24 protein-coding genes and 1 pseudogene are annotated in these 23,626 nt (G+C 60.8%); 3 read left to right on the top strand and 22 right to left on the bottom strand.

What is annotated here, in order from left to right:
• Positions 1-7: 7 nt before the first annotated feature.
• The 4 genes from RX395_RS07845 to RX395_RS07830 form a co-directional block, all read right to left on the bottom strand.
• Entirely contained in the window at positions 8-487 is a 480-nt protein-coding gene (locus RX395_RS07845) for a 4Fe-4S binding protein (protein WP_316366703.1), read from the bottom strand.
• Positions 488-498: 11 nt separating this feature from the next.
• Positions 499-3,498, bottom strand: coding sequence for a putative selenate reductase subunit YgfK (gene ygfK / locus RX395_RS07840; protein ID WP_316366701.1), 3,000 nt, complete (start codon positions 3,496-3,498; stop codon positions 499-501).
• Positions 3,499-3,647: 149 nt separating this feature from the next.
• Positions 3,648-5,003 (bottom strand): putative aminohydrolase SsnA, encoded by a 1,356-nt coding sequence (gene ssnA / locus RX395_RS07835; RefSeq protein ID WP_316366700.1) that lies wholly within the window; start codon positions 5,001-5,003, stop codon positions 3,648-3,650.
• Positions 5,004-5,198: 195 nt separating this feature from the next.
• The gene (locus RX395_RS07830; protein WP_055285183.1) at positions 5,199-6,593 is read right to left on the bottom strand and encodes a uracil-xanthine permease family protein; all 1,395 of its coding nucleotides are present in this window, start codon (positions 6,591-6,593) and stop codon (positions 5,199-5,201) included.
• Between the two features lie 352 nt (positions 6,594-6,945).
• On the opposite strand from RX395_RS07830, the gene RX395_RS07825 reads away from it, so the two are divergent.
• Entirely contained in the window at positions 6,946-7,602 is a 657-nt protein-coding gene (locus RX395_RS07825; protein WP_316366697.1) for a helix-turn-helix transcriptional regulator, read from the top strand.
• A gap of 112 nt (positions 7,603-7,714) precedes the next feature.
• Here RX395_RS07825 and RX395_RS07820 read toward each other — a convergent pair whose 3' ends face one another.
• Positions 7,715-8,092 carry a RidA family protein gene (locus RX395_RS07820; RefSeq protein WP_316366695.1) on the bottom strand — a complete coding sequence of 126 codons (378 nt, stop codon included), beginning with the start codon at positions 8,090-8,092 and terminating at the stop codon, positions 7,715-7,717.
• A gap of 300 nt (positions 8,093-8,392) precedes the next feature.
• Between RX395_RS07820 and RX395_RS07815 the strand changes: the two genes are divergently transcribed.
• Both RX395_RS07815 and RX395_RS07810 read left to right on the top strand, forming a co-directional pair.
• Positions 8,393-10,885 carry a peptidase U32 family protein gene (locus tag RX395_RS07815; RefSeq protein WP_316366694.1) on the top strand — a complete coding sequence of 831 codons (2,493 nt, stop codon included), beginning with the start codon at positions 8,393-8,395 and terminating at the stop codon, positions 10,883-10,885.
• Positions 10,886-10,900: 15 nt separating this feature from the next.
• On the top strand, positions 10,901-11,560 hold the full coding sequence (locus tag RX395_RS07810) for an RluA family pseudouridine synthase (RefSeq protein WP_232049565.1): 660 nt from the start codon (positions 10,901-10,903) through the stop codon (positions 11,558-11,560).
• Between the two features lie 430 nt (positions 11,561-11,990).
• Here RX395_RS07810 and RX395_RS07805 read toward each other — a convergent pair whose 3' ends face one another.
• The 17 genes and pseudogenes from RX395_RS07805 to RX395_RS07725 form a co-directional block, all read right to left on the bottom strand.
• Positions 11,991-12,737 carry a DeoR/GlpR family DNA-binding transcription regulator gene (locus tag RX395_RS07805; protein ID WP_316366692.1) on the bottom strand — a complete coding sequence of 249 codons (747 nt, stop codon included), beginning with the start codon at positions 12,735-12,737 and terminating at the stop codon, positions 11,991-11,993.
• Positions 12,738-12,740: 3 nt separating this feature from the next.
• Positions 12,741-13,820, bottom strand: a complete 1,080-nt coding sequence (locus RX395_RS07800; RefSeq protein ID WP_316366690.1) for a Gfo/Idh/MocA family protein — start codon at positions 13,818-13,820, stop codon at positions 12,741-12,743.
• Positions 13,821-14,295: 475 nt separating this feature from the next.
• Positions 14,296-14,601, bottom strand: a complete 306-nt coding sequence (gene rplX / locus RX395_RS07795; protein WP_006235043.1) for a 50S ribosomal protein L24 — start codon at positions 14,599-14,601, stop codon at positions 14,296-14,298.
• A gap of 13 nt (positions 14,602-14,614) precedes the next feature.
• Positions 14,615-14,983, bottom strand: a complete 369-nt coding sequence (gene rplN, locus RX395_RS07790) for a 50S ribosomal protein L14 (protein ID WP_316366688.1) — start codon at positions 14,981-14,983, stop codon at positions 14,615-14,617.
• A 118-nt stretch (positions 14,984-15,101) separates the two neighbouring features.
• Positions 15,102-15,362 (bottom strand): 30S ribosomal protein S17, encoded by a 261-nt coding sequence (gene rpsQ, locus RX395_RS07785; RefSeq protein ID WP_006235040.1) that lies wholly within the window; start codon positions 15,360-15,362, stop codon positions 15,102-15,104.
• 16 nt (positions 15,363-15,378) lie between these two features.
• On the bottom strand, positions 15,379-15,594 hold the full coding sequence (rpmC, locus tag RX395_RS07780; RefSeq protein ID WP_006235039.1) for a 50S ribosomal protein L29: 216 nt from the start codon (positions 15,592-15,594) through the stop codon (positions 15,379-15,381).
• A gap of 86 nt (positions 15,595-15,680) precedes the next feature.
• A pseudogene (rplP, locus tag RX395_RS07775) lies at positions 15,681-16,097 on the bottom strand (50S ribosomal protein L16); the annotation flags it as partial.
• Complete coding sequence (gene rpsC, locus RX395_RS07770; RefSeq protein WP_006235037.1) at positions 16,097-16,807, bottom strand: 30S ribosomal protein S3; 711 nt, start codon at positions 16,805-16,807, stop codon at positions 16,097-16,099. The pseudogene rplP and the gene rpsC, both read right to left, overlap by 1 nt.
• Positions 16,808-16,813: 6 nt before the next feature.
• Entirely contained in the window at positions 16,814-17,185 is a 372-nt protein-coding gene (gene rplV, locus RX395_RS07765) for a 50S ribosomal protein L22 (RefSeq protein ID WP_006235036.1), read from the bottom strand.
• 14 nt (positions 17,186-17,199) lie between these two features.
• Positions 17,200-17,460 (bottom strand): 30S ribosomal protein S19, encoded by a 261-nt coding sequence (gene rpsS, locus RX395_RS07760; RefSeq protein WP_006235035.1) that lies wholly within the window; start codon positions 17,458-17,460, stop codon positions 17,200-17,202.
• Between the two features lie 32 nt (positions 17,461-17,492).
• A complete protein-coding gene (gene rplB / locus RX395_RS07755; RefSeq protein ID WP_022094198.1) occupies positions 17,493-18,323 on the bottom strand; it encodes a 50S ribosomal protein L2 in 831 nt (276 codons plus the stop codon).
• 179 nt (positions 18,324-18,502) lie between these two features.
• On the bottom strand, positions 18,503-18,790 hold the full coding sequence (gene rplW / locus RX395_RS07750) for a 50S ribosomal protein L23 (protein WP_022094197.1): 288 nt from the start codon (positions 18,788-18,790) through the stop codon (positions 18,503-18,505).
• The gene (rplD, locus tag RX395_RS07745) at positions 18,791-19,417 is read right to left on the bottom strand and encodes a 50S ribosomal protein L4 (RefSeq protein WP_316366683.1); all 627 of its coding nucleotides are present in this window, start codon (positions 19,415-19,417) and stop codon (positions 18,791-18,793) included.
• Between the two features lie 46 nt (positions 19,418-19,463).
• Positions 19,464-20,084 carry a 50S ribosomal protein L3 gene (gene rplC / locus RX395_RS07740; protein WP_035137484.1) on the bottom strand — a complete coding sequence of 207 codons (621 nt, stop codon included), beginning with the start codon at positions 20,082-20,084 and terminating at the stop codon, positions 19,464-19,466.
• A 459-nt stretch (positions 20,085-20,543) separates the two neighbouring features.
• A complete protein-coding gene (locus RX395_RS07735; RefSeq protein ID WP_316366680.1) occupies positions 20,544-21,170 on the bottom strand; it encodes a histidine phosphatase family protein in 627 nt (208 codons plus the stop codon).
• Positions 21,171-21,209: 39 nt separating this feature from the next.
• Positions 21,210-22,364, bottom strand: coding sequence for a cation diffusion facilitator family transporter (locus RX395_RS07730; protein WP_316366719.1), 1,155 nt, complete (start codon positions 22,362-22,364; stop codon positions 21,210-21,212).
• 152 nt (positions 22,365-22,516) lie between these two features.
• Positions 22,517-23,500, bottom strand: coding sequence for a PTS transporter subunit EIIC (locus RX395_RS07725; RefSeq protein ID WP_316366678.1), 984 nt, complete (start codon positions 23,498-23,500; stop codon positions 22,517-22,519).
• Positions 23,501-23,626: the final 126 nt, after the last annotated feature.

Below are 23,626 nucleotides of genomic sequence, written 5' to 3'. Positions count from 1 at the left end.
TTCCCTTCTACACGCCGGCGGCGATGCCGGTGCGGTCGTGGATGGCGCCATGCGGGCAGACGACGGCGCACATGCCGCACGACAGGCAGTCCACGCCGTCGATATGGGCGCAGTTGTCCTCGATGCGGATAGCGCCGGCAGGGCACTTTTTGGCGCACATGCCGCAACCGATGCAGCTCGTGTCGCAGACCTTGCGCGCAATGGCACCCTTATCGGTGTTGTTGCAGCGCACCAGAATGTTCTGGTAGCCGGGGACGAAGGCAATCACGCGCTGCGGGCACGCCATGCCGCACAGGCCACAGCCCGTGCACTTGGAGCGGTCCACGCGGGCGATGCCATCGACCAGCGCAATGGCGCCGTGGGGGCAGGCCGCGACGCAGGCGCCACAGCCAATGCAGCCTTCGCTGCAGCGGGCGTCGCCGCCTGCGGAGGCGCAACCACTTCCGCAGGCAACGTAGGCCACGTTATGTTGAATGGATTTGGCCATAAGAGACTCGCCTATTTCTTAAGAAGGTACGAATAGTTGTCGCGCACAGCCCTGATGGTCAGGCGGACGGCCTCGGGAAGGCCGGTGTTGACGGCATCGACCGAGACGGTGCGGACCGTGCCGGCGACGCGGACCTTAAAGTGGTCCTCGTCCACAGCCAGGAAGCCCTCGTTCTCGGAGTTCTCCATGTCCTGCTCGCTCCAGAACAGGGTGAGCTTGTCCTTGTAGGGACGGCCCTCCTGGTAGGGGCAGAACACAGCGCAGTTGCCGCACTCGTTGCACATGCCGTCGACGTGGACGACCTGATGCTTGGCGAGACCCGGCACCTTAATGGCAACGTTGGCGCGGTTGGGGCACACATCGCAGCAGACCTCGCACACCGAGCCGCAGCCCAGGCAGCGGGTCTTGGTGCAGTTGCGCTTGTCGCGGCACAGCGACCCCTTGCGCTCGTAGCAGGCGTCCTCGCGATCGGCCTGAGCATTCTGGTCGGCGTACTTGTTAAAGTCCACGCCGGCAATGGCACGGGCGACTTCGGCGGCATCGGCAATAGCCTCGACCACGGTGGCAGGACCGCGGCGGCAGTCGCCCGCAGCCCAGACGCCCTCGACGCCGGTGGAGGTGGCGGCAAGGCGGCCGCGACGGTCGTGCTCGACGCCCGCGGCATCGTACAGGCCGGCATCGATGCCCTCGCCCACGGCGCAGATCACCGTGGTGGCGGAAAGCTCGACGGTCTCGCCCGTGGCGACGGGGCTGCGACGGCCGCTTGCATCCGGCTCGCCAAGCTCCATAACGTCGCAGGTCAGCACGGCACCGTTGAGCGCCTTGGGCGCCAGCAGCTCGCAGAACTCAACGCCGTCGGCAAGAGCAAGATCAAGCTCTTCCTCGTCAGCGGGCATCTGCTTCTTGGTGCGGCGGTAGACCAGACGCACGTTCTTCACGCCGGCCAGGCGCTTGGCCACGCGGGCCGCGTCCATGGCGGTGTTGCCGGCGCCAATGACCACGACGTCCTCGCCCAGCTCGAGCTTCTCGCCCTTCTTGGCGGCCTCGAGGAACTCCAGCACGTCGAGCTCGGCACCCTCGCCCAAGCCCGCAGAGCCGGGCATCCAGGCACCGGTGGCCACGACCACGTCGGTAAAGCCCTGGGCCTTGAGTTCGTCGATGGAATCCACGCGGGCGTTGAGCTGCACCTTGGCGCCAAAGGCTAGGCAGAGCTCGGCATCGTGGGAGATATCGTCGCTCGCGATGCGGAACTCGGGAATCACGTGACGGACCACGCCACCGAGCGAATCGCGGGCCTCAAAGATGGTGACGGGCACGCCGGCACGCGTCAGGAAGAACGCCGTCGCCAGGCCGGCCGGGCCGCCGCCGATAACGGCAACGTTGCGCTCGCCGTCGTTTGCGATGGCCTGGGCACGCAGCTTGGGCAGCACGGCGGTCATGGCCTCGCGGGCGGCCTTGAGCTTACTGGCGCGAATCTGGGCGCCCTCGGGCTCGTAGAACGCACGCTCGCAGGCACGGCCGCAGGGATGCGGGCAGATGGTGCCGGTAATGAACGGCAGAGCGTTGCGCTCGATGATGATGTTGAGCGCGTCCTCGTAGCGGCCCTCGTCAACAGCCGCCAGATAGGCGGGAATATCCTGCTGGATGGGGCAGCTCGTGCGGCACGGCGTGGTAAAACAGTCGGAAAGCGGGCTCTTGCCGGCGACCTTGCGGTCGGGCAGCGGGCGCAACGGCTTCTTGTAGAGCGGGTTGGTGAGCGAGTCGGTCTGAATCGCGGTCACGGCCTCGAGCGAGACGCCCGCGAACGGCTTGCCGTCCAGATCGGTGAACTCGCCAGCCATCTGGCTAAAGCGCTCGTAGCCACCGGGCTTGAGCACGTCGGTCGCCAGGGTGACGGGCCAAATGCCGGCATCGTACAGGGCACGGATGTTGTAGACCGTGGCACCGCCGGAGTAGCTGATGCGCAGTTTGCCATCGAACTGCTCGGTAATGCGGCGGGCAGCCTCGATAGTCAGCGAGAACAGCGAACGGCCGGACATGTACATCTCGGTGGAGGGCAGCTCGTTTCTCGTCACGTCGACGGGGAACGTGTTGGTCAGCTTGACGCCAAACTCCAGGCCACGCTCGGCGCACAGGGCAATCAGGCGCTCGAACATGGGCACGGCATCGGCCCACTGCAGGTCCTCGCGGAAGTGCGTATCGTCGAAGACGATGTAGTCAAAGCCCAGCTCGTCGAGGCGCTGACGTGCAAACTCATAGCCCAACAGCGTGGGGTTGCACTTGATGTAGGTGTTGAGGCCCTTCTCGGTGATCAGATAGGTCGCGATGCGCTCGATCTCCGCCGGCGGGCAGCCATGCAGCGTGGACTCGGTAATGGAGTTGGAGACGCGCGCCGGGATGGACTCGACAAACGCGGCGTCGACATGCTCAAACTTGTCCAGGTTGGCGAGCGCCCACGTGCGGCACTCGTTCCAAACCTCGGAGCCGCTGGCGTCCTTCATGCCCTCAATGTACGCATCGACCTTGGGGCTCTTGATGCCCTCCAGGTCATAGCCCACGGACATGTTGAAGACAAAGCCGTCCGGGCTGCCCAGGCCGTACTCGCGAGCGATCAGGTGGCAGGCAAACCATGCCTTCACGTACTCGGCAAAGGCCTGCGGAACCTCGAGCTCGGTCGACCACTCGCAGTTGTAGCACTCGTCCTGCGCCACGATGCAGGGCTTGTTCACACACTTGGAGAGCTCCTCGCCGTCCATAACCTGAACAGTCTTGAGCTCAAAGAAGCGGGAACCGGCCACGTAGGATGCCACGATGTTTTGGGCAAGCTGCGTATTGGGGCCGGCGGCCGGGCCAAACGGAGTCTCGATGCGCTCGTCAAAAATGGGAAGCGCGCCCTCCTGGTTGGTCGTAACCATCTTGCGCACGCCAAAGACGGCGCCCTGAGTCTTGTGCTCCTCGATGATCCAGTTCATCAGCTGCGAAAACGGGATCGGCCTCATGATGTCGCTCATAATGAGTTCCTCTCTGTAACGCCCGGCGAGACCGCGCGGCGGGCGCAAATACGGTGTAGCGCTAGCACAGCGCCGGCGACCCCGCGGAGGCCGCCTATGCGCGCGTCGGATGCGGCGAAACATCCGACGCGCGCGAATCTACTTGTGAATTAGTAGGTGCGATCGTTGAGCGTGCTCCAGAGCTTCTTGGACTCGGCCATGGTCCACGCGTTGATCTTGTCCTCATCAATGCCAACGAACTCGCGATCCTTGTACAGGACGCGGCCGTTGATGATGGTGGTGCGGCAGTTTTTGCCCATCATGCCAAAGAGCATGTGGCCGTCGATATTCTCCTCGCTCAGCGGCGTAAAGGGCTTGTAGTCCATAACGATAACGTCGGCGGCAGCGCCGGCCTCGAGCACACCGAGCTTGCGATCGAAGTACTTGCTCGCCATCTTGGCGTTGTTCTCGAACAGCATGGTCATGGCCTCACACCAGCCCACGTTGGGCATGGCGGCGTTGTGGCGCTGAATGATCAGGAAGACCTTAAGGCTCTCGAGCATATCGTGGGTGTAAGCGTCGGTACCCATGCACACAGGGATGCCGCGGCGGAAGAATTCGAGCACGGGGGCGCAGCCCACAGCGTTGCCCATATTGGATTCGGGGTTGTTGACGAGCCAGGTGCCGGACTCCTTGACGATATCCATCTCGGCAGGCGTCACGTGGATGCAGTGGCCCAGCATGGTGTCGGGACCCAGCAGGTTGTGCTGCAGCAGGCGCTCGACCGGGCTGATGCCACCGCGGTTGAGGCGGGAATCCCACACGTCGTTCATGCCCTCGCACACATGGATGTGGAAGCCGGTCAGGCCGTTGTTGGCCTCGGCCATCTTGTCCATGGTCTCGTCCGACAGCGTAAAGGTGGCGTGACCGCCAAACATGGCGGCGATCATGTGGTTATCGTTATCGCGACGCTCCTTGGCGGCCCACTGGGCAAACTCGGCGTTCTCGGCAATGGCCTGGTCGCATTTTTCCTGGCCGCGGCGATCAGAGACCTCGTAGCACAGGCACGAACGCATGCCCAGCTCCTGAGCTGCGTCCTTAATGGTAAAGAGGCTTCCCGGGATTTCGCAGAAGCTCGCATGGTGATCGAAGATCGTGGTGACGCCGTCACGGATGGAGTCCAAAATCGTGGCATAGGCGCTGGCCTTGGTGCCGTCGAGCGTCAGGTTGTCGTCGATCTTCCACCACTGCTGCTCAAGATTCTCCAGGAAGTTGGTGGGGTTGCAGCCCTTAATGGCGAGGCCGCGGGCCAGACCCGAGTAGATGTGGGTGTGGCAGTTGATGAGTCCGGGCATGATGAGGTTGCCCCGGGCATCGACGTACTCGGCATCCGGGTACTTGGCCTTGAGCTCGCGCTCGGGGCCCACTTCGACGATCGTATCTCCGTCAATGGCGACCGCACCGTTTGGAATGAACGGGGTCTGAGCGTTGCGGGTAAAGACGGAACCGTTAGCGACCAGAAGCATGGATGCTCCCTTCAACATCAGAGGCGGGGTTTGACACCTCTGACATGGCGGAGTGCGAAGCGCCGGCCTACACCGGAAACGGGCCCTCTCCCGTCAACGCTTCACCAAAGGGACAAACCCTTTGAAGTGCGGCTTGGCGCCGCATGGCGTCGGCGGACGAGGCGATACGTCCGCCGACGAATAGCACCGAATTGGTTACTTCTTGCTCTCGGGCAAGACCAGATCCACGGCAGCGTCCTTGGCAGCATCGATGTGCTGAGCCACGACCGGCGTCTGCGGAAGGATCAGGTTAAGGACAATGGCCATGATGGCGGTGGGGGTTACGGCATTGGAGCCGATGACGGTGGACACCCAGGCGGGCATACCCTCGCCGGCAAGGCAACCGCTGGCCATCCAGATACCCAGGCCAAAGACGACGGAGGTGCCGACGATGGTGGTAGTGCGCTGCGTGAGGCCCTCGCGGGTGAACATGCGCACGCCGTTCATGGTGATGGTGCCAAAGACGCCGACGGTCGCGCCGCCGATGACGGGCTGCGGGATAGCGGAAAGAACGGCAGAGAGCTGCGGGAACAGACCGGCGATGGCAAAGACGGCCGCGATGATCACAAAGACCCACTTGTTGACGACTTTGTTGGAGCAGATGATGCCCACGTTCTGGCCAAGGGCGCTGGTGGGAAGACCGCCCAGCAGGCCGCCGACCATAGAGGTGAGGCCCTGTGACACGATAGCGCCGGAGAGCTCGCGCTCGGTGGGCATACGGTCGATGGAGCCCAGGCAGGCGGCGGAGACGTCGCCAATAACCTGGATGGCAACCATGGGGAACACGACGGCGAGGGTAATGCAGACCTCGGGATCAAACTCGAGCGCGTAGGGCATGAGCTTGGGAAGGGCGAAGACCTGAGCGGTGGCGACGCTGGAGAAGTCGATCATGCCAAAGGGGATGGAAACGATCATGCCAACGATCATGCCAAAGAACACGGATCCCAGCTTGAGCGTGCCCTTGCCAAAGTTGGCGAGCGCAAAGACCACGGCGAAGGTGATGAGAGCGACGCACCATGCCTGCGGGGTGCCCCACAACGGCGTACCCATACCGCCGGCCATATACTTGACGGCCGTGGGATACAGCGAAACGCCGATGGAGAAGATGACCGTACCGGTCACGACGGGCGGGAACAGCCACTTGATCTTGCTGTAGGCCAGACCAAAGAGGACCGCGACGGCGCCGCCGACGATTTCGCCGCCCAGCAGCGCACCAAAGCTAAAGCCCGAGGCACCCATGGCCTGCAGGGCCGGCAGGAACGCGAACGAAACGCCCATGACGATGGGCAGGCCGCCGCCGATGCGACGGAAGGGAGCGAAGGCCTGAAGGGCCGTGTCGATTGCCGAAAGAATAAGCGCGACCTGAATGATGTCGGTGCTCTGCTGGCTATTAAAGCCGTAGACGCCGGCCATGATGACCGCCGGGGTAATGATGCCGGCAAACGATGCCAGTACGTGCTGAAGGGCACACGGGATCATTTCCTTAACGGGAGGCATGCCTTCGCGAGTGAACAGGGCTTCAGTGCCGTTCGTAACCGTCTCCTGGGTCATTTGACCACCAATCCTCGAAGTAGTTGTTTTCGCATCTAACGCTCTATTGTGACGCAGTGCGGGGTTGAGGTTGTGCCTTCATTGCATATCGTATTAAAGATGATTCTCATTCTCAATAATAATTTTTTGTTATCAGACTATTCTTCAGCTGAAATAACGCATTTCCGCAGGTCAGGAAAGTGTCTGGTCAAAATAACATCTAACTTTTCTTTTGGTCAACCGTTTACCGCTAAATTCCTACCGTTCGTCTGCATTACGCAATGTACCTGCGGATATACGAGATGATGGGCAGCGTGTTACCATGAGAAAAAATTGTTATGAACATTTCCGATTTCACCCAAAGGAGTTGCCCGTGAACGAGACCGTACGTCGCTTTTTGCCGATGGTCGATTTTCTGGAGCAGATACTCGGCAAAAACAGCGAGATCGTGCTGCACGATTTCTCGGATCCCGACCACGCCATCGTCGATATTCGCAACGGAATCGTGAGCGGCCGCGAGGTCGGCGGCCCCGCCACCGATCTGGCACTCAAGATCATGCACGACCCCAAGTATCGCGACCTGCCGTTTATTACGGGCTACGAGGGGCGCGGTGCCGGCGGCAAGACGTTGGAGTCAGCGACATACTTTATCCGCGAGAATGACGAGATCGTCGGCATGCTCTGCGTCAACACCGACCTCTCGACCGTGCGCTCCATCAACGCCATGGCGCAGCAGCTCATGGCGTGCTTCGACGCGGCGCCGACGCGCACGGAGCCCGCCCCTATCGAGGTCGAAAGCCTTTCGGAGTCTACACAGGAGCTCATCGACCGCAGCATTGCCGAGTTGCTGAGCGCGCGCGGGCTGGATGTGGCGTCGCTTGGTCAGAGCGACCGCGTGGACGTCATTCGCCACCTCAACGGCAACGGGGTGTTCATGCTCAAAGGCGCCGTGGCCTGCGCCGCCACCGCGCTGGGCATCTCAGAGCCCAGCGTCTACCGCTACCTGCAAAAAGTTCGTAAGGAGGGCTAACGAGCAAAATGGAGCGCGGCTCCACAAGCGATCCGTCACTTGACAAAAGACCCTGCAGCTCGCACGCGCTGCAGGGTCTTTTTGCATGTCATGTTTAGTTGTGGCCAACGCCTTAGAGAGCGGCGATGACCTCGATCTCGACCAGACCGCCAGCCGGAAGGGCGGCAACCTGGAAGGCGCTGCGCGCGGGGAACGGGGCCTCGAACTTGGAGGCATAGATCTCGTTCACGGCGGCGAAGTCGGCGATGTCGGCCAGGTAGACCGTGGTCTTGACGACATCGGCAAAGGTGGCGCCGGCAGCGGTCAGCAGGGCCTCAACGTTGGCGAGGGACTGCTTGGCCTGGGCCTCGACGCCCTCGGGCATCTTGCCGGTCGCGGGATCGATGCCCAGCTGGCCGGACAGGAACACCATGTTGCCGGCCTGGATACCGGGGGAATACGGGCCGATGGCTGCGGGTGCGTTATCGGAAGACACGACGGTCTTGCTCATGTTTTTCTCCTTACGATCAATTGAGAGAGCGTGAGCGCGGTGTTCACACCGGGAGGCACAGTTCGGTCTGAACACCGCGCTTGATTGGGATAGTACTCAAGGTTTCCGCGCGATGCAAGATTATTATCACGTTGCGAGAATATTTTATCGCCCAACGGTTTCCCCGAACCGCTGAACGGTTCTCATGTGGAGCAGCCAGTCCAAGCTGCTGAAGACTTTGTCCTGCTTAGGCTGCGGGCGTCGCCCACCGCAGCGACGCCACTATACTTTTGAATATCTGAGCATTTTGAAAGGCAGGATATGACCGCAACCGCCAGCCGAACCACTAACCGCAGGCCTGAGCTTTTGGCCCCCGCCGGAGGCCCGGAGCCCTTTGCCGCCGCGCTCGCCGCGGGCGCCGATGCCATCTACTGCGGCATGGGCAGCTTCAACGCCCGCCGCAAGGCCACCAACTTTACCGACGAGGCCTTCGAGCAAGCCTGCCGCGCCGCACATCTAGCCGGGTCGCGCGTCTACGTCACGGTCAACATCGTCATCAAGCAGTCCGAGATGGGCGATGCACTGCAGCTCATCCATCGCTGCTCCACGCTGGGCGCCGACGCCTTTATCATCCAGGACTGGGGCCTGTTCTTTGAAGTCAAGCGCACCATGCCCGGCATCGAGACGCATATCTCAACCCAAGCAAACATCCACGACGACCGCGGAACTATCTGGTGCCGCGAGCAGGGCGCCGACCGCGTGACTCTCTCGCGCGAGCTCTCCATCGACGAGATCGCCGCCATTCACAACGCCGCGCCCGATGTGGACCTTGAGGTCTTTAGCCACGGTGCCATCTGCTTTTGTTACTCGGGTCTGTGCCTGCTGTCGAGCTTTGCCATGGCGGGCCGCTCGGCCAACCGCGGCATGTGCGCTCAGCCCTGTCGTCTGCCTTACGAGCTGATCGACGAGAACGGCCGCTCGCTCTCCCCTGCCGGTCGCGAGCGCGCGCTGTGCCCGCGCGACACCAACACGTCGCAGCTTGTTCGCCGTCTGTATGACGCCGGCGCCGCATCGCTCAAGCTCGAGGGCCGCATGAAGGCCCCCGATTACGTGTATTCCATCGTCGACGTGTATCGTCATCAGATTGATGACATGCTTGCCGATGTTTCGACCTCTAAGGATGAGGATGCCGCCCGCCAGCGCCAGCTCAAGCGCTGCTTCAACCGCGACTTTACGCACGCCTACCAGGATGGCACCTCGGGCGACGAGATGATGAGCTACGAGCGCTCCAACAACCGCGGCCAGATTGTGGGCACGGTGCTTGGCAGCCGTCTGGCCAACCGCGATGTACGCGGACTCAAGCCCGATGATCGCCGTCGCCGCGCCGCCATCGCCCGCATTGAGCTGTTTGAGCCCGTGGGCAAGGGCGACCTGCTGGAGCTTCGTCACGACGATGAGTTTGACCAGTTCCTAACCACCATCGCCGCCGATGATGCCGCCGCAGGCGACATCATCGAATGTCGCGTGCCCCGTAGCATGCCCGAGGGCTGCCGCGTACGCGTGATTCGAAGCCAGAGCGCCATTGACGCCGCCGGCGCCGCGCTCAAGCGCGATGTGCTGCGCCGCCGAGCTGTTGACGTGTCCGTCGTGGCGCGCCTGGGCGAGCCGTTTACTGTCACACTCACCTGCTGTGACAACCCCGCGCTCACCGCCACCGCCACGGGCTTCACCGTCGAGGCCGCCAAGACCCGCGCCGTCGAGGCATCCGATCTGGTTGAGCACGTCGGGCGCATGGGCTCCTCTCCCTTTGAGGCCGCGAGCTTTGATGTGGCGCTCGATGAGGGCTGCGGCATGGGCTTCTCCGCCGTGCACAAGGTGCGCGCCGCCGCTTGTAAGGCGCTGGAAGAGGCCATTCTGGCACCGTACGAGGAGCGCGCAAAAACGCTCGAGTTGCCGGTGCTCGACAAATGTACGCGCCCCATGCCCAAGCACTACCGCGACGAGCCGCAGATCTGCGCCACCGTCACCTCGCTCGAGGCCGCCGAGGCAGCCCGCGCGGAGGGTGCAACGCGCATCTATATGACCACCGACGCGCTCGAGGCTGTCGGACTCTCCCCTGCCGATGCATTTGAGCAGGGTATCGTGCCCGTACTCGACGAGGTCTGCCGCGCCGTCGACCACGAGCGCGTCGATCCTTGGATCAATGCCGGAGCCACCGTCGCCGTCGGCAATATCTCCGAGCTCGCCGTAGCCGCTCATGCCGGCGCCACGGCCGAGATTCGCTCTTGCCTGCCGGTGCATAACACGCCCTGCATGGAGGCGCTTGCCGAGCGCGGAGCCGGTGCGTTTTGGCTCTCGCCCGAGATCACGCTCGACGAGATCGTCTCGCTTGGCACCGCCGCGCCCGCAGCCCTGGGCATCACTGTGTTCGGCCGCCCGCGCGTTATGACGAGCGAGCACTGCATCCTGCAGGTGGCCAATGGCTGCATCCACGATTGCGCTAACTGCCGCCTGCGCGCCCGCAAGCTGTCGCTCAAGAATATCGACGGCAAGGTCATGCCCGTACGCACCGACATCCATGGCCGCTCTCGCCTGTACGACGCCTACCCCATCGACCTCACGCCGCAGGTTCCTCAGCTGCTCGATGCCGGCGTGCGTCGTCTCATGGTAGACGGAACGCTGCTCGAGACAGATGAGGTGGGCCGTGCCGTCGCCCGCGTCCGTCGTGCCGTCGAAGCAGCACAGGCCGGCCGCAAGCCCGCCGCCCGCCTGCGCGGCGCCACCTCGGGCTGCATGTTTGTGGGAATTAGCTAACCGAAAGGCTTACACGTGAACGAAGAACCTCAAGTCCTTTACTGCGACGCCTGGCTCATGGCCATCGACAAGCCCGCCGGCATGATCGTCCACGGCGACGGCACCGGCGAGCGCACGCTCACCGACTACGCCAGCGACCTGCTGCTGGCGATGGGTGACGGCTTTGCCGCGACCGACATGCAGCCGCTCAACCGCCTGGACCGCAACACCACCGGCGTGGTGTTGTTTTCGCTCGACAAACAGACGCAGCCCGCCTTTGACCAGATGGTGATCGACCACGCCTTCGAAAAGCACTATCTGGCGCTGGCCGAGGGCAAGATCGACTGGAACGAGAAGCTCATCGACAAGCCCATCGCCCGCGACCGCCACGATAGCCGCAAGATGCGTGTCGGCGCCAGCGGCAAGCCGTCTCAAACTCGCGTGAAGGTGCTCAAACGTCTTAAGAGCCGTCGTGGCCTGCCCGCGCGCTCGTATATCGATGTCGAGTTGCTCACCGGCCGCAAGCACCAAATCCGTGTGCACCTGGCAAGCGAGCATCATCCCCTGGTTGGCGACGACCTGTACGGAACGCCGCGCCCCTGCGGCCTGATGCTCCACGCCCACAGCGTGTCCTTCACGCATCCCGTAACCGGCGAGCACATCCACATCGAAGCCCCCTGCCCCTGGGAGCCCTAAACCACCACAATGGGGACAGGCACCTTTGTGGTGGTTTTGCCGCGATGGCTCAGCTGCGGTCCCAAAACGTCTCGATCTGTAACAGTTAGAACCCATTTTCCGGTCTATCTGTTACAGATCGAGACATTCGAATCCCCCTTAAGGGAAAATCTCAATCTGTAACAATAACTCGGCAAAATCGGTCCCAGATGTTACAGATTGAGACAAAGGGACGGCGCGGTTCGGAAGTATCTCAATCTGTAATATCTAACCCACTTTTAACGGTCCAGTTGTTACAGACGTAGACAAACCGGTAGACAACGAAAGCGGCAACGCCCGTGATGGACGTTGCCGCTTTTCTATTGAGAAAACTACTCGGTTTCCGTTGCTAACCACCACAATGGGGACAGGCCCCTTTGTGGTGGTTTTGGCCTTAGCCCGTCCCCTGCTGCTAGACCGTGATGACGTTGTCCATCGACTGGTACTTGGCGGGTACCTCGCCCGCAGTGATGATCGTTGCATCACGAAAGTCCGCGAACTTGACGGGCGCCACCATGCCAAATTTGCTGGCGTCCGAGATTACAAAGCGTTTGGCGGTATGGCGCATCGAGATACGCTTGACCTGCGCTTCCTCGATATCCGGTGTGGTGAGACCTTGCTCGGCGGCGATGCCATTGGAACCCCAAAAGCCGCAGTTGAAGTTATAGCGGTCCAGAGTTGCCAAGGCATCGGGACCGACGAGTGCCTCGGTCTCGGGCTTGAGCTCGCCGCCCAGCACAACGGTGTGCATGCCGCGCAGGGCGAGATGCTGAGCATGGAGCACGGAATCGGTCACATAGGTGACACCCTCAAGGCGCGGAAGATGCTCAATGAGCTTGAGCGTCGTTGAGCCCGAATCGATGTACACAAAGCTCTCGGGCTCCACCAGCGCCGCCGCGCGGGCGCAGATACGCTCCTTGTCATCGTTATGGAGATCACTGCGCTCGCTGATCGTCAGGTCGCGCGTCACGTGCGCACGCTCCAGACTCGTCGCGCCTCCGTGCACCTTGGCGATACGGTGTGCACGGTCGAGCGCCTGCAGGTCGCGCCGAATGGTAGACGCCGTCACGCCCAGGGCTTCAGCAAGCTCCGGCACGGTAACCGAGCCGGCCTGCTGCACCATCGACACGATCGCGTTGAGCCTATCTTCCGCAAGCATCGCTTACTCCTCCTCGGGGTACACGACTCCCCAGTCGGCGCGGAGCTTGGTCATCAGCTCCATAACATCAGAAGCATAGCCCAGAAGCTCGCGCTTCGAATCATCGCCGGCAACGGCCTTCTCCAGGTCGGCCATCTCGTAGCACAGAGCGTATGCCTCGGTGCCAGCGTGGACCTCCTCACGGCGACCGTCTGCAGTCCACACGATGATCGCGTAATCGGCACGCGGATAATCGTTGACCTCGATATAGCACTTGTCGAAGCTGATGACCGAGCGCTTGGGCTGCTTGGAGTGGAGCGTAAGGCTCACGACGCCCAGCTGCTGTTCGGCATTACGGCAGACGATGCCGCCCGCAACGTCAACACCGGTCTCACAGGTGTTGCCCAGCGAAACGACCTCAGCGGGCTGGCTTGCCATAAAGAGACGCATGACGGACAGGGCATACACGCCAATGTCGAGCATGGCACCGCCAGCAAGGTTGCGGTTGTAGAAGCGGTTGGTCAGGTCGCCGTACTCCTTATAGCTGCCAAAGTTGAGCTGGGCGAGGTTCATGCGTCCAAAGTCGCCGGCATCCATGCGGCGGCGCAGCTCCTGATACAAGGGCATGTGGAGCACCGTGGTGGCATCCATAAGGACCACGTTGTGCTCGTCGGCGATGGCACGGGCCTCGTCGAGCTCGGCAGAGTTGAGGGTAATGGCCTTCTCGCAGAGTACGTGCTTACCAGCTGCCAGAGCGGCTCGCAGGTAGGTGATATGCGTGTTGTGCGGCGTGGTGATATAGACTGCGTCAATGTTCGGATCGGCGTAGAGGTCCTCGACCGTTTCATAGACCTTCTCGATGCCATATTGCTCAGCAAAAGCCTGAGCCTTGTACAGCGTGCGGTTGGCGACGCCCGCAAGCTTGCGACCGGCAAGAGCGAGAGACTGGGCCATCTGGTTGGCGATAACGCCGCACCCGATCACAGCCCAACGAAGCTCGGGAGCCGTAAAGATATCATCGGGGAATGGCTTGTCCTGGACCGAAGTGAACGCTGCTTTTGCGGCTGCTTCGGCGTCGAGCGGAGCCTGTTTGGAATCTGCCATCATGTGCCTCCTGAGTCATCGGAAGTCCTTCATTTCTAACAGCTCTATATTCGCACAAATGCGCGTGCATTTGCTTGTATTTGCGTGTTTATTTACTTATCGGACAGTATTTAGCGATAGTTAGCTAATGTTTGCGCGGTTGTGCGCATTATCGCGCAAGGCTATGCGCGTAAATGCGCATGCGACAATCCTTGCAAAACATAAAGGGAGGAAACACCAAAGCCCTAAAGACAGAGCAGACTGTATTACTCAACCCCTCCTGGGGCATCGGACATCAAAGGACCGCCCCAAACTGCCGGCACATGGGGAACGTCCCCCAGCTGCCGACAGCACTCATTTAAGTCTGTCCCCAATGAGTGCAATCACTCATTTAAGTCTGTCCCCAATGAGTGGTCCCCAATGAGTGGGGATAGAAAAAGGCCCGGATGCCGTGGGGCATCCGGGCCTTTGCTAGCAACTTGATGTTGCGGGCAGCTTAGAACTTGTGGCCGCACTTCTTGCAGACGCGCAGCTTGTTCTTGCCGTCCTTCTCGTGACCGACGCGGGTAACCTTACCGCACTCGGGGCAAACGAGATTGACGTTGGAGGCGTCGATAGGAGCCTCCTGCGAAACGATGCCGCCCTGCTGGTTGGCAGCGTTGGGCTTGACGGCCTTCTTGACGACCGAAACGCCCTCGACAACGACCTTGTTCTCGGCGGGGAGAGCACGCAGGACAACGCCCTGCTTGCCGCGATCCTTACCAGAGAGAACCTGGACCTTATCGCCCTTCTTGATATACATATATCTCCCCTAACTACAGGGTCTCGGGAGCGAGCGAGACGATCTTCATGTACTTCTTGTCACGAAGCTCGCGAGCGACGGGCCCGAAGATACGGGTGCCGACGGGCGAACCATCGTTGTTGATGACAACGCAGGCGTTCTCATCAAAGCGAATGTAGGAGCCATCCTTGCGGCGGATCTCCTTAACGGTGCGAACGACGACGCAACGGACAACGTCCTTCTTCTTGACGTTGGCGCCAGGGGTAGCCTCCTGGACAGCACCGATGAACACATCGCCGATGGCTGCATAACGACGCTTGGAACCGCCAAGCACCTTGATGCAGCGAATCTTGCGAGCGCCGGAGTTGTCGGCGACGTTCAGCATGGTTTGCATCTGAATCATGGTAGATGTTCCTCCGAACTAAGAACCGAAGAGAGGTGCGCAGCCTTTATACGGCCCGTGGTATGCAAGCCAGGCATACGCACATCTTCGGAAACGTACAAGTCGTAAGAGCGACTGCTTATTTAGCGCGCTCGACGACCTCGATGAGGCGCCAACGCTTCATCTTGGACATAGGACGGGTCTCCATAACGCGGACGGTGTCGCCCACGCCAGCCGTGCACTCCTCGTCGTGAGCGTGCAACTTCTTGGAGCTGGTCATCATCTTGCCGTACTTGGGGTGACGCTTGCGCTCGGTGATGGTGACAACAATGGTCTTGGCACCGGAGACGGAGGTAACGACACCCGTACGGACCTTACGCGAGTTACGCGAATCAGTCATGTTCTCTCCTTAGGTCCTACTCGGCGACAGCGGACTTCTCCGCTGCGATCTCGCGGGCGCGCTGCTCCGTGAGGACGCGAGCGATGTCCTTCTTCACGGTGTTGACGCGAGCGGTGTTGTCCAGCTGGCTGGTGGCCATCTGGAAACGAAGGTTAAAGAGCTCGGCGCGCATTTCCTTCAGCTTCTCAACGAGCTGAGCGTCCGAGAGCTCACGAATCTCTGCGGGCTTCATTAGTTCTCCTCCTTGGCGGCGGCGGCGTCCTCAGCAGCCCACTTGGCCTCGAGAGCGGCCTCCTCAGCCATCTCCTTCTCGATGCGCTGCTCAGCGTTCTTAGCAGCAACAATCTTGGTCTTGATGGGAAGCTTGTGCTGTGCAAGACGCAGAGCCTCGCGAGCGACCTCCTCGGGCACGCCCTTGACCTCGAACATGATGCGGCCGGGCTTGACGACGGCCACCCACTCCTCGGGGTTACCCTTACCAGAACCCATGCGAGTCTCAGCAGGCTTCTTGGTGATGGGCTTATCAGGGAAGATCGTGATGTAGACACGACCGCCACGCTTCATGTAGCGGGTCATGGCAATACGAGCGGCCTCGATCTGACGGTTGGTGATCCAATGGGCCTCGAGAGCCTGGATACCAAACTCGCCGAAATGCAGCTCGGTATTACCCTTGGCCTGGCCCTTCATGGAGCCACGCTGCACCTTGCGGTGAAGAATACGCTTAGGGGCAAGCACTACTGACCCCTCCTCTCGGAGTTACGACGACGAGGACGGGAAGAGCCCTCGAGTGCAGGGTTGGGAACAGGCTGGCCCGGGAGCTTCTCGCCCAGGTAGATCCAGACCTTCACGCCGCAAGCGCCCATGGTGGTGCTGGCGACAGCCGTGCCGTAGTCGATCTTGGCACGGAGGGTGTGCAGAGGCACGCGACCCTCGCGGTACCACTCACGACGGCCCATCTCGGCACCGCCGAGACGACCGGAGCACTGGATACGGATGCCCTTAGCGCCGGCCTTGCGGGCGGACTGGACAGCCTTGCGCATAGCGCGACGGAAGGCAACGCGGCCCTCGAGCTGCTCGGCGATAGACTGAGCAACGAGGTTGGCGTCGAGCTCGGGGCGCTTGATCTCGACAACGTCGACGGAGAGCTGGCCCTTGGAGACGCCAGCGACCTTCTCGAGCTCGGTACGGAGGGTATCGATCTCGGCACCCTTCTTACCGATGACAACGCCGGGGCGAGCAGTGAGGATGATGACCTTCACCTTGTCGCCAGCGCGCTCGATCTCGACACGGGAGACAGCTGCGCGGGAAAGACGCTTCTCGAGGTACTTGCGGATCTCGAGATCGTTACCGAGGGTCTTAGCGTAATCCTTCTCTGCGAACCAGCGGGAGCGCCAGTTCTCGGTGATGCCAAGACGGAAGCCGGTGGGGTAGACTTTCTGACCCATACAGCTTTACGCCTCCTTTCGAGGAGCAACGACGACGGTGATGTGGGAAGTACGCTTCAGAATGCGAGAAGCGGAACCCTTGGCGCGGGGACGGATGCGCTTAAGCGTCGGACCCTCGTCAACATAGGCAGCGGCGACAACCAGGTTGTCGGCACGCAGACCGTTGTTGTTCTCGGCGTTCGCAACGGCGGAACGGAGAACCTTCTCGACATCCACGGCGACGGCGCGGTCGCAGAAGTGGAGGATGTCGAAGGCCTGAGCGACAGGCTTGCGGCGGATCAGATCGACCACCAGGCGGGCCTTGCTGGGGGAAACACGCACGTACTTAGCGACGGCGCGAACCTCGGTGGCCTCAGTTTCAATAGACTTAGTTGCCATTTACGGTTAACCCCCTATTTGGCCTTGTGGCCACGGAACGTACGAGTCGGCGCGAACTCGCCGAGCTTGTGACCAACCATGGACTCGGTAACATACACGGGCACATGCTTGCGGCCGTCGTGGACGGCGATGGTGTGACCAACCATCTCGGGGAAGATGGTGGACGCGCGGGACCAGGTCTTCACGACGTCCTTCTTGCCAGCCTCGTTCATCGCGGTGATACGCGAGAGAAGGCGAGTCTCCACGAACGGGCCCTTTTTGAGACTTCTGCTCATAAGTGCTTTCTCCTAAAACTCGGTATCCGAAATTACTTCTTACGGCGACGAATGATGTGCTGGTTCGAGACCTTCTTCTTCTTGCGCGTACGAAGGCCCTTCGTCGGCTTACCCCAGGGGGTAACGGAGGGACGACCAGAGGTGTGGTTCTTGCCCTCGCCACCGCCGTGCGGGTGGTCGACAGGGTTCATGACGGTACCGCGGACGGTCGGGCGCACGTTCATGTGACGCTTACGGCCGGCCTTGCCGATGACGATGTTGGAGTGATCGGCGTTGCCGACCTCACCGACGGTGGCGCGGCAGGTAACGAGGATGCGGCGCATCTCGGAGGAAGGCATACGAACGATAGCGTACTTGCCCTCCTTACCCATCAGCTGGCAGGAGTTACCGGCGGAACGGGCGATAGCGGCGCCCTTGCCCGGCTGGAACTCGACGGCGTGGATGAGCGTACCGACGGGGATGTCGGCGAGGGGCAGAGCGTTGCCCGGCTTGATGTCGGCGTCAGAACCGGACATGATGGTCTGACCGACCTCGAGGCCCTTGGGGGCCAGGATGTAGCGCTTCTCACCGTCAGCGTAGTGCAGCAGAGCGATGCGAGCGGAACGGTTCGGATCGTACTCGATCGTGGCAACCTTGGCGGGCACGCCGTCCTTGTTGCGCTTGAAGTCGATCACGCGGTAACGACGCTTCACGCCGCCGCCCTGGTGGCGGGTGGTGATGCGGCCGTTGTTGTTACGACCGGCCTTCTTGGGCAGGGGCTCGAGAAGAGACTTCTCGGGCTTGGTGCAGGTGATCTCGGAGAAATCGGAGATCGTCTGCCAACGCCTACCAGCGGAGGTCGGCTTAAGGTGCTTTACAGCCATTACAATCCCTTTCAATAGGAATCCGTTAGCCATCGCAGACAGGGATTCGAGGTTCTGCCTCGGGTGCGATGACACCGGACGTATACACGGTTCCGGGCGTGTCCATTTTATACGCCCAAAACCTTGAGCTCTCGCCTCCCCTATTTGGGAGGCATGAGCTCACTCAACAGCAGCGAGTCTTAGGCCTGGTTGCCAAAGACCTCGATGGTGTCGCCCTCGGCCAGCGTGACGATGGCCTTCTTCCAAGAACGGGTCTTGCCGGCGACATAGCGCACGCGCTTGGTCTTGGGCTTGACCGTCAGGGTGTTCACGCGAACGACCTTGACGCCGAAGATCTCCTCGACAGCGTCCTTGATCTGATACTTGTTAGCATCCTTGGCGACCTCGAACGTGTACTTGTTCAGCTCCATGCCGGAGAAGGAACGCTCGGACACGATCGGACGGATGATGATCTCGTGGGCGGTCATTTATGCAAGCACCTCCCCGAAGTGAGCGGCGATGTCGGCGGGCATCAGCACAGCGTTGTTGTTGACGAGATCGTAGGTGTTGGCCTCGTCGGCAGTGATGATGAACGTCTTGGGAATGTTGCGGAACGACAGGTAGGCGTTGACGTCCTCATCGCGAACGATGACGGTCAGACGCTTGCCCTCAAGGCCGAGAGCCTTGAGCATGGCGACAGCAGCCTTGGTGGAAGGCTTCTCGAAGCCATAGTCGTCGACGAGCACGAGCTCGCCATCGGCCAGCTTGGCGGACAGCGCGGAGCGCATAGCCAGCTTGACCTCCTTGTTGTTCATACGCTTGGCGTAGGAACGGGGCTTGGGGGCGAAGACAACGCCACCGTGACGCCACTGGGCAGCACGGATGGAACCCTGGCGGGCACGGCCGGTGCCCTTCTGACGCCAAGGCTTCTTGCCGCCACCGGAAACCTCAGAGCGGCCCTTAGCGGACTGGGTGCCCTGACGCCAAGAGGCCATCTGGCACTTGACGATGTGGTGCATAACGTGGATGTTCGGCTCGATGCCGTACACCTCAGCGGCGAGCTCGGCCTCGGCGACCTTCTTGCCCTCGCTGTTCTTTACTTCAAACTTTGCCATTTAAGTGTTCTCCTTGGTATGACGCTGGGCTAAATGGGCTGGGCCCTTAGGCCATACGGATGGCGACGAGACCATTCTTGGCACCCGGGACAGCGCCCTTGACCAAGATGAGGTTCTGCTCGGCATCGATGCGGACAACGGAAAGGTTCTTGACGGTAACGCGCTCGTTACCCATGTGACCGGCCATCTTGACGCCCTTGAGGACGCGCGCAGGATAGGCGCACTGACCGATAGAACCGGGGTGACGCTGGAAGTGAGAACCATGCGTCATAGGACCGCGGCGCTGACCCCAGCGCTTGATGCGACCCTGGAAGCCCTTACCCTTGGAGGTACCGATGACGTCGACCTTCTCGACATCAGCGAAATCAGCGACGGTGACAACCTCGCCGACCTTGTGCTCCTCGCCGTTCTCGACGCGGACCTCACGAAGGAAACGGACAGGCTCGACGCCAGCCTTGGCGAAGTGACCAGCCATGGGCTTGTTCACGTTCTTGGCCTTGATGTCGCCGAAACCGATCTGGACGGCGTCATAGCCGTCGGTTGCCTGAGTTTTAACCTGCGAGACAGCGCAGGGGCCAGCCTGGATGACCGTGACGGGAACGACGTTGTCGTCCTCGTCCCAAACCTGGGTCATGCCAATCTTGCGGCCGAGAATCATGCTGATCAAGATATGATCCCAACTCTCGCGTGGTCTTGGGACAATGCGTACACCACCGAGCGTACGCCCCTAGAGGACCACTACTTACACGACGTGCTCCCCAGTCTTGTATTGCGTCCGGACCACCTGACAACCCTATTAAGCAGGCATTTTGTCCAGCCAGAATACTCCCCTGGTTTCACACAGCTGTTTAGTATACACGGCTGCGGGCGTATCCATCGAGATTCATATTTCACTCACATTGTTTACGCAGGTAAAGTGCGTGGCACGTTCCCAGTGTGCGGCGGAGGGGGCGGGCCTGAGACATATTAAGGTTGCTGCTCTACAGTCCTGCTCACGACGGAGAGCACATTAAGTGCTCTCCTGTTCGTGCGGAACTCGCGACAACCTTAATATGTCTCAGGCCCGCCCCCTCCGCCGCACACTGGGAACGCCACGTTGATGTCTGCTAAACCTTGCTCGCTCAGGCTAATGACTTTGTTGGGGGTCCACTATTTGCTGGAGGGTGAACTTGCATTGGGGCCCGTCGCTCTCTCCTTGCAAATCTTCTTCGTCGAAATCGAAGATCATGATGGCGCAGTTGGGGAGTTTTGTTGGGAGCTCGAAGCCCTCTGGGGCTGCAGCCTTGATGAATTGGCGGCTGGCGCTGCCGTGGCTTGCTGCTAGGAGGGCTTCGATGCCCTCGGAGTCCATGAGATTAGTGAGAGTGCCTACCATGCGTTCTTGCAGTGCGCGGCTTCCTTCTCCTCCGAAGGGGACCAAATCCTCGCCCGGATCCCAGACGTCGGTGGGAAGGGCATCGTGGGGGCCTTCTTCGAAGGTGCCGTAGCAGCGCTCGATGATGCCTTCGCAGGACTCGACTGCTGCGTCCGGGCCAAGGAGTTCGGTTGCGACGAGCTGAGCTGTGTCCATGGCTCGGCCTAAGGGCGAAGAGACCACTTTGTCGGGGACGACGCCGTGGGCCTTGAGCCATGCGGCTGCCATTCCCGCTTGTTTGCGGCCCAGGTCGGTCAACGGTGAATCGCAGCGGCCCTGGACGAGCTTTTTGACGTTGAATTCCGTCTGGCCGTGGCGGAGTAGGTATAGGCGCTTCATGCTCTCCCCTTCTGTATAACTTGCTTTGCCGGCACAGCCTTACTCGTGGGTATGCCCTACGTAGTCTTCGTCGATCGTAATCTTGGCAATCGACTTGGGATATTCCGATTCGACCCGTTGTGCCAGCGCGTGCTTTACGTCTTCGGCACTCATCTGCAGATCCGAGGGACGCACGCAGTCAAAAATCACGTTGGTGTGCGTGGGGCCCGGAACACAGCGTAGGTCGTGGATCGAGAGGCGACCATCGATCTCCTGGGCCATTGCGTTGATGCGCAGACGCATGCTTGCCACCTTTGGATCGTCGGTCACGATGGGATCGTAATGGAGTGTGACGATCATGCCGTCTTCGACCCTAAACGACTGCTCGATGTTATCGAGCGTGTCGTGACTTTCCAGCGGGCTGGCCTCGGCCGCCATCTCGGCATGAGCGCTTGCGAACTTCCTGCCCGGGCCGTAGTCGTGAACCATCAAATCGTGAACGCCCAAAACGCCGGGATAGCTCATGATCTTGTCTCGAATGTGCTTGACCAGCTTAGGATCGGGCGACTGACCCAAAAGCGGGCTCACCGTATCCTGGATGAGTTCAAACCCGCTCCAGCCAATATAGGCGCCAACGGCAAGTCCAACCCAAGCATCAAGATTGATATGCGTCACCTGCGAAACAATTGCGCACGCCAGCACAGCACCCGTAGCAAGGACATCGTTCTTTGAGTCCTGAGCCGTCGCATGCAGCGTATCGGACTCAATACGGTCACCAAGCTTTTGGTTGAGGGTCGCCATCCACAGCTTAACAACCATCGAAAGCGCCAGAACTGCCACCAGGGCAAGCGAGAACTCGATAGGTTCGGGGTGAATGACGCGCTCAACCGAGGACTTCACCAGCTCAACGCCAATCAGCAGCACGAGTGCCGCCACGACCAGACCCGAGAGATACTCGTAGCGACCGTGGCCGTAAGGATGCTCGGGGTCGGCCGGCTTGCTCGCCAGCTTAAAGCCCAGCACGCTCACGATATTCGAGCTGGCATCGGACAGGTTGTTCATGGCATCCGCCACAATCGAAACCGATCCCGACAGCACACCAATTGCGCCCTTCGCAGCACAAAGCGCAACATTGGCGAGAATACACACCATGCCCGTCAACGTGCCCACGCGCGCACGGTCGCCCTGCGCACGACGAACGATCCACTCGACCATCTTCATCAGCCTCCACGGTACTGCCTATATATATCTATTGCTCAAACGGATTGTAGTGTAGCCACTTTGTCCTCCAGATACAAAAAGGCCGCGACCCACACGGGCCACGACCTTGGAATGTGACAAAGGAATCGTCCTTGTGTCGCACAGGTTTATGCGCTTACTTCAGCAGCGCTCGCCACTGTTTCGGGCGAATCGGCTCCGTCCTCCGTCGCCTGTTCCTTCGTCGGCACCACACCAAAGCAGTAGCTCAGCGCCGCAGACACCGCAAATGCCGTGCCGCCGGCAGCGCAGCACCACAGCAGGTTCGAGATGCCGCCCGTGGCAAAGCCAATGACCATGAGGACATTCGTCATGCCGATGGTATAGGCCGTAACGTGGCCCACGGCCGCAACAAGGCCTCCGACGGCGCCGCCAATGGCCATGCACGTCAGGCACCTGCCATATTTAAAGCCGCAACCGTACAGCGCCGGCTCGCTTACGCCACCAAGCACACCCGAGATCGAGTAGCCCAGCATGAGCGCCTTCTCGTCCTTATCCGCAACGCGGAGCGACGCGCCAAAGGGCATGCCCCAAACGGCGAACGTCGCCATCGTCGCGGCGATCAGGATGCACGAATCCGTTCCCACACTCATGAACTGCGCGTAGGCAAGCGATAGGACAACGTTGCTGACGCCGGCGATCTTTAGGAACTCCCAGCCCGCGGCAAGCCCCATGAGCGTGAGCAGCGACACGATGCCACCGGAATTGCCAAGCATAAACATAAGCTGGCCCAACAGCATGCCCAGATAGCTGCCCGCCGGCGCCGTAATACACAGCGAAACCGGAACCATGACAAGCATGGTCGCAAACGGAACGAACGAAAACGCCACGGCCTTAGGGATAACGCGCTGAAAGAAACACTCCACTCGCCATAGCACGGGCACCGAGATGAGAACCGGAATAACAGTCGTCGTGTAATCGTTGACCGGCGCGGGAAGCAGACCATACACGGAAGTCATCGATGCCCCCGTCGTCGATGCGGCATCGACGAGCTTAAGCAGATCGGGCGCAATCAATACGCCGCCCAGCATCATGCCTAGCTGCTCCGAGCAACCGAGCTGGCGGGCGGCCGCCCAACCAAGATAAATGGGCAAATCTAACAGTTTAGATAACGGGTGATGCCGCACCTATCCCAAGCTGCGGTAAGTCGCGTCGGCCATCAGGATATGGCGCACCACCCTTGCAGTCGGGTCCCACCTGTCGCGCGCCTGGTTGACCCT

It is taken from the genome of Collinsella aerofaciens (genome assembly GCF_032584215.1).
In the GTDB taxonomy this organism is placed as follows: Bacteria; Actinomycetota; Coriobacteriia; order Coriobacteriales; family Coriobacteriaceae; genus Collinsella.
The sequence above is the reverse complement of the archived record's forward strand: the minus strand, read 5'-3'. Positions and strand labels throughout refer to the sequence as shown.

What these genes read in the sequence shown, in the direction of transcription:
- RX395_RS07845 (WP_316366703.1), bottom strand. Translation starts at nt 487, where the DNA reads ATGGCCAAATCCATTCAACATAACGTGGCCTACGTTGCCTGCGGAAGT.
- ygfK (WP_316366701.1), bottom strand. Translation starts at nt 3,498, where the DNA reads ATGAGCGACATCATGAGGCCGATCCCGTTTTCGCAGCTGATGAACTGG.
- ssnA (WP_316366700.1), bottom strand. Translation starts at nt 5,003, where the DNA reads ATGCTTCTGGTCGCTAACGGTTCCGTCTTTACCCGCAACGCTCAGACC.
- RX395_RS07830 (WP_055285183.1), bottom strand. Translation starts at nt 6,593, where the DNA reads ATGACCCAGGAGACGGTTACGAACGGCACTGAAGCCCTGTTCACTCGC.
- RX395_RS07820 (WP_316366695.1), bottom strand. Translation starts at nt 8,092, where the DNA reads ATGAGCAAGACCGTCGTGTCTTCCGATAACGCACCCGCAGCCATCGGC.
- RX395_RS07815 (WP_316366694.1), top strand. Translation starts at nt 8,393, where the DNA reads ATGACCGCAACCGCCAGCCGAACCACTAACCGCAGGCCTGAGCTTTTG.
- RX395_RS07805 (WP_316366692.1), bottom strand. Translation starts at nt 12,737, where the DNA reads ATGCTTGCGGAAGATAGGCTCAACGCGATCGTGTCGATGGTGCAGCAG.
- RX395_RS07800 (WP_316366690.1), bottom strand. Translation starts at nt 13,820, where the DNA reads ATGGCAGATTCCAAACAGGCTCCGCTCGACGCCGAAGCAGCCGCAAAA.
- rplX (WP_006235043.1), bottom strand. Translation starts at nt 14,601, where the DNA reads ATGTATATCAAGAAGGGCGATAAGGTCCAGGTTCTCTCTGGTAAGGAT.
- rplN (WP_316366688.1), bottom strand. Translation starts at nt 14,983, where the DNA reads ATGATTCAGATGCAAACCATGCTGAACGTCGCCGACAACTCCGGCGCT.
- rpsQ (WP_006235040.1), bottom strand. Translation starts at nt 15,362, where the DNA reads ATGACTGATTCGCGTAACTCGCGTAAGGTCCGTACGGGTGTCGTTACC.
- rpmC (WP_006235039.1), bottom strand. Translation starts at nt 15,594, where the DNA reads ATGAAGCCCGCAGAGATTCGTGAGCTCTCGGACGCTCAGCTCGTTGAG.
- rpsC (WP_006235037.1), bottom strand. Translation starts at nt 16,807, where the DNA reads ATGGGTCAGAAAGTCTACCCCACCGGCTTCCGTCTTGGCATCACCGAG.
- rplV (WP_006235036.1), bottom strand. Translation starts at nt 17,185, where the DNA reads ATGGCAACTAAGTCTATTGAAACTGAGGCCACCGAGGTTCGCGCCGTC.
- rpsS (WP_006235035.1), bottom strand. Translation starts at nt 17,460, where the DNA reads ATGAGCAGAAGTCTCAAAAAGGGCCCGTTCGTGGAGACTCGCCTTCTC.
- rplB (WP_022094198.1), bottom strand. Translation starts at nt 18,323, where the DNA reads ATGGCTGTAAAGCACCTTAAGCCGACCTCCGCTGGTAGGCGTTGGCAG.
- rplW (WP_022094197.1), bottom strand. Translation starts at nt 18,790, where the DNA reads ATGACCGCCCACGAGATCATCATCCGTCCGATCGTGTCCGAGCGTTCC.
- rplD (WP_316366683.1), bottom strand. Translation starts at nt 19,417, where the DNA reads ATGGCAAAGTTTGAAGTAAAGAACAGCGAGGGCAAGAAGGTCGCCGAG.
- RX395_RS07735 (WP_316366680.1), bottom strand. Translation starts at nt 21,170, where the DNA reads ATGAAGCGCCTATACCTACTCCGCCACGGCCAGACGGAATTCAACGTC.
- RX395_RS07730 (WP_316366719.1), bottom strand. Translation starts at nt 22,364, where the DNA reads ATGGTCGAGTGGATCGTTCGTCGTGCGCAGGGCGACCGTGCGCGCGTG.